The organism is Rudaea sp. (assembly GCF_036383415.1).
Taxonomy (GTDB): Bacteria; Pseudomonadota; Gammaproteobacteria; order Xanthomonadales; family Rhodanobacteraceae; genus Rudaea.
Genome location: NZ_DASVOK010000262.1, coordinates 1 through 3,587 on the forward strand (window position 1 = coordinate 1; position 3,587 = coordinate 3,587).

Below are 3,587 nucleotides of genomic sequence, written 5' to 3' on the forward strand. Positions count from 1 at the left end.
TTCGAGCTGGATGTTGGTCTGGCCCTGGATGTTCTCCGACATCGAACCGACCAGTCCGGGCAGCGAGGAGAACTCCTTCTCCAGCGGCGTGGCGACCGAGATCGCCATGTTCTCGGGACTTCCTCCAGGCAGCTTGGCCGAGACTTCGATTACCGGCGATTCCACCTGCGGCAGTGCCGAGATCGGCAGGTTGAGCCAGCAGATCACGCCGGCGACGACGACCGCGAGCCACAGCATCGTCGTCGCGATCGGACGGCTCAGCGCCAACGCGGCGATGTTCATCGCGCCGCTCCGTTGGTCGCCGCGCTCGCGGCAGCCGCGCTGTCGATCGCCACCGTCATGCCGCTGCGCAGGCTGCGCGCGCCTTCGACGACGACGGTCTCGCCGCTGCGCAGACCGTCGACGACGGCGTTGTGGTCCTGGATGCGCAGCAGGGTGACGGGCTGCGACACGACATGCTTGTCGGCGTCCACCTGGAACACGAAGTTGCCGTCGGGCCCTTCGAGCACGGCCTGCGGCGGCAGCACGACCGCGTTCTTCGTCGTGCCCGCGCTGAGCGCGACGCGCACGTAGGCGCCGGGCCAGAGATGCCGGTCGGCATTGGCGAAGCTAGCCTTGAGGCCGATCGTGCCATTGCCGGTGTTGACGCGGTTGTCCATGAAGCTCAACGTACCGGTGCGCGTGTCGCCGCCGAGGTCGATGCTGACTTCGGTGTCGCCGGCGGCATGGGCGTCACGCACCGCGGCGAGGTCGCGTTCGGGCAGGGTGAACTCGACCGCGATCGGATCGAACTGGACGATGCTCGCGAGCGGCGCCGCGTCACCGATCTGGGCAAGGCTGCCCGGGTGCACGACGACGGCGCCGGTCTTGCCCGCGATCGGCGCGACGATGCGCATGTAGCCGACACGTACGCGCGCGCTTTCGACATCGGCCTGCGCAGCCTTGAACTGCGCCTGCAGCGATTCCGCCTTGCTGCGCGCGGTGTCGACCACCGCCGCGGACATGAAGCCGGACTTGACCAGCTGCAGCGTGCGGTTGAGATCGCGCGTCGCTTCGTTGAGCTGGGCGTGGATCTGGTTGGCCTGTGCCTCGGCGCGACGCATCTGGGCGACGACGTCGCTCGCGTCGAGTTCGAACAGGAGTTGCCCCGGCTTCACCTCGTCGCCTTCGCGGAAATTCACCGTGCGGATCACGCCGGTCACCTGCGGCCGGATGTCGACCTGGTTCAGCGGCACGATGTGGCCCTGCGCGGCGAAGCGCACAGGCAAGTCGAGCGTGCGCGAAGTGGTCACGCCGACCAGCGGCGGCGGCTTGCCACCGGACTTGGCCGTGGCGGCAGGCGCCCATTGCTTCCAGGCGAGACCTGCTGCTGCAGCCACGACGACTGCGGCGATGCCAAGGATGAGGCGAGACGGTTTCTTCATTGCTGCGTGCAAGGTTTGTGACTGGGAGAGAACGCAGTGCCGCGCGGAGAGGAGGCACTGCGCGTTTGCAAGATACTCGTGCCGCGCTCGGCGAACTAGTCGCGTTTGATTACCGAATTTTCAGGTTTCGGCGCTTTCACCTCGCGCGACAGCACTTCGCCCGTCTTGCGGTCGTACACCAGCTTGACCTTCTGCGCGCTGGCATCGCGGCCTTTCACTTCGACGAGGCGATCCTGCACCTCGATGTCCTTGACCTGGACGCCTTCGGCGCTGGCGCGGCTTTCGATCTCGTCCAGGCTCAGCAGTCCCGGGGCGGCCGCCGAAGCGGAGGTCTGCACGCCGGCGCCGAACACGAGCACGAGGGCGCCGAAAACGGTATAAGCGATGAATTTGGTATTGATGGCGAGCATGGCTAAACTCCTCTGCATGGGTGGATGCCGATGACGGCGACGCCATCCTGACCAAACCAAGCTGACGCGAAGTCGGTGGCCGGCGTCAGGCAATTGTCAGGGCTCCGCTGGCAGGGTGCGCGCCATGAAGACACGCAGAACATTCATCGCCTCGCTTCCCGCACTCTTGCTCGCCGCGAATGTCGCGCATGCGCAGGACGGCGGCGCGCACGACAAGGCCGACGCAAAGGCACGCAAGAAACAGGCGCAGCAGGAAGCCTTCGCGGCGATGCAGCGCGGCGAAATCCTGCCGCTGACGAAAATCCTTGCGATCGCGCAATCCCGGATCGCGGGCGACGTGGTCGAGGTCGAGTTCAAGGGCGGCCCGGTTTACGAGGTCAAGGTGTTGACCGCAAGCGGCCGCGTGCGCGAGGTCGTGCTCGACGCGCGGAACGGCAACGTGATCAAGATCGAGGACGAGTAGTGCGGGCACTCTTGGTCGAGGACGATCCCGACGTCGGCGCCGACGTGGCCGATGCGTTGCGCAGCGCCGGCTTCGTCGTCGATCTGTGCACGAACGGCGAGGAGGCCTGGTTCAAGGGCGACGTCGAGGATTACGAAATCGCCGTGCTCGACCTCGGCCTGCCGCGCCTCGATGGACTTTCCGTGTTGCGCCGCTGGCGCTCGGGCGGACGCAATTTTCCCGTGCTGATCCTGTCCGCGCGCGGAGACTGGACCGAGAAGGTGCAGGGCATCGAAACCGGCGCCGACGACTACCTGGCCAAGCCGTTCGAGATGGGCGAGCTGATCGTGCGCGTGCGCGCGCTCGTGCGGCGCGCGGCGGGCCGTACTTCGTCCGTGCTCACCTGCGGCCGGCTCACGCTCGATACGCGGCGCATGTCGGCGACGCTCGACGGCAAGCCCGTGGCGATGTCGCCGCTCGAATTCCGTTTCTTCGACTATCTCGCGCACCAGGGTGATCGTGCCGTGTCCGCTGGCGAACTCGCCGAACATCTCTACGGCGTCGCCGAGTCGGGCGACACGAACGCGATCGAGGCGCTGGTCATGCGGCTGCGGCGCAAGTTCGGTGCCGACGTGGTGCAGACGCGGCGCGGTTTCGGCTACGTGCTCGCGAGCGCCTCCGGATGACGCGTTCGCTGCGTCTGCGCCTGCTCCTCGGTGCAGCGGTCGCGGTGTTCGTCGCGATGCTGCTGGCCTGGGTGGTCATGTCGGTGCTGTTTGCCCACCACATCGAACGGCGCGCGGCGCGCGAGCTGACCTACGATGCGGTCGAACTCGTCTCCAAACTCGGCATCGGCGCGGACGGCATGCCCGTGGCCGAAGACCCGCCGCACGACGCGCGCTTCGAGACAGCCGACAGCGGCTACTACTGGCAATTGACGACGAAGCAGGGCGCACTGCGCTCGCACTCGCTCTGGGACGAATCGCTGCCATCGCCCGCTGCGGCTGCCGCCGTGCAGGCGACCGCGTCCGCACGCTGGGCGTCGCGCTACGCGCCGGGACCGTTCGGCCGCCGCGTATTCCTGATCGAACGCAACGTGCGTCCCGATCGCAGTGGCGACGGCGTGCTCGTGCAGGTCGCGGTCGACGAGGCGCAACTGAGCAGCGTGCGTCGCGAGTTCGGCCGCGAACTGGCGATGTTCCTCGCTTTGCTCTGGGCCGTGTTGCTCGGCGCGGCGTGGGTACAGGTACAACTCGGCCTGCGTCCGTTGCAACGCGTGCGCGAAGAACTCACCGCGCTGCGCCGCGATCC

At 67.3% G+C, this 3,587-nt stretch carries 5 protein-coding genes and 1 pseudogene; 3 read left to right on the top strand and 3 right to left on the bottom strand.

Features of this window, described 5'->3' with window-relative positions:
- From VF497_RS09765 to VF497_RS09775, 3 genes are all read right to left on the bottom strand, one after another.
- Window positions 1-282: efflux RND transporter permease subunit (locus VF497_RS09765; protein WP_330888134.1), on the bottom strand; the 282-nt coding region annotated here is incomplete at its 3' end.
- Window positions 279-1,424, bottom strand: a complete 1,146-nt coding sequence (locus VF497_RS09770; RefSeq protein ID WP_330888136.1) for an efflux RND transporter periplasmic adaptor subunit — start codon at window positions 1,422-1,424, stop codon at window positions 279-281. The genes VF497_RS09770 and VF497_RS09765, both read right to left, overlap by 4 nt.
- A 95-nt stretch (window positions 1,425-1,519) precedes the next feature.
- A complete protein-coding gene (locus tag VF497_RS09775) occupies window positions 1,520-1,834 on the bottom strand; it encodes a PepSY domain-containing protein (protein WP_330888138.1) in 315 nt (104 codons plus the stop codon).
- Window positions 1,835-1,958: 124 nt separating this feature from the next.
- Here VF497_RS09775 and VF497_RS09780 point away from each other — a divergent pair, with 124 nt between their 5' ends.
- The 3 genes and pseudogenes from VF497_RS09780 to VF497_RS09790 form a co-directional block, all read left to right on the top strand.
- Window positions 1,959-2,297, top strand: coding sequence for a PepSY domain-containing protein (locus VF497_RS09780; RefSeq protein ID WP_330888140.1), 339 nt, complete (start codon window positions 1,959-1,961; stop codon window positions 2,295-2,297).
- A complete protein-coding gene (locus VF497_RS09785; RefSeq protein ID WP_330888142.1) occupies window positions 2,297-2,962 on the top strand; it encodes a response regulator transcription factor in 666 nt (221 codons plus the stop codon). Before VF497_RS09780 ends, VF497_RS09785 begins: the two co-directional genes overlap by 1 nt.
- Window positions 2,959-3,587 (top strand): annotated as a pseudogene (locus VF497_RS09790) (sensor histidine kinase); the annotation flags it as partial. The gene VF497_RS09785 and the pseudogene VF497_RS09790, both read left to right, overlap by 4 nt.

Coding starts and splice junctions, on each gene's coding strand:
- VF497_RS09770 (WP_330888136.1), bottom strand. CDS start 1,424: ATGAAGAAACCGTCTCGCCTCATCCTTGGCATCGCCGCAGTCGTCGTG.
- VF497_RS09775 (WP_330888138.1), bottom strand. CDS start 1,834: ATGCTCGCCATCAATACCAAATTCATCGCTTATACCGTTTTCGGCGCC.
- VF497_RS09780 (WP_330888140.1), top strand. CDS start 1,959: ATGAAGACACGCAGAACATTCATCGCCTCGCTTCCCGCACTCTTGCTC.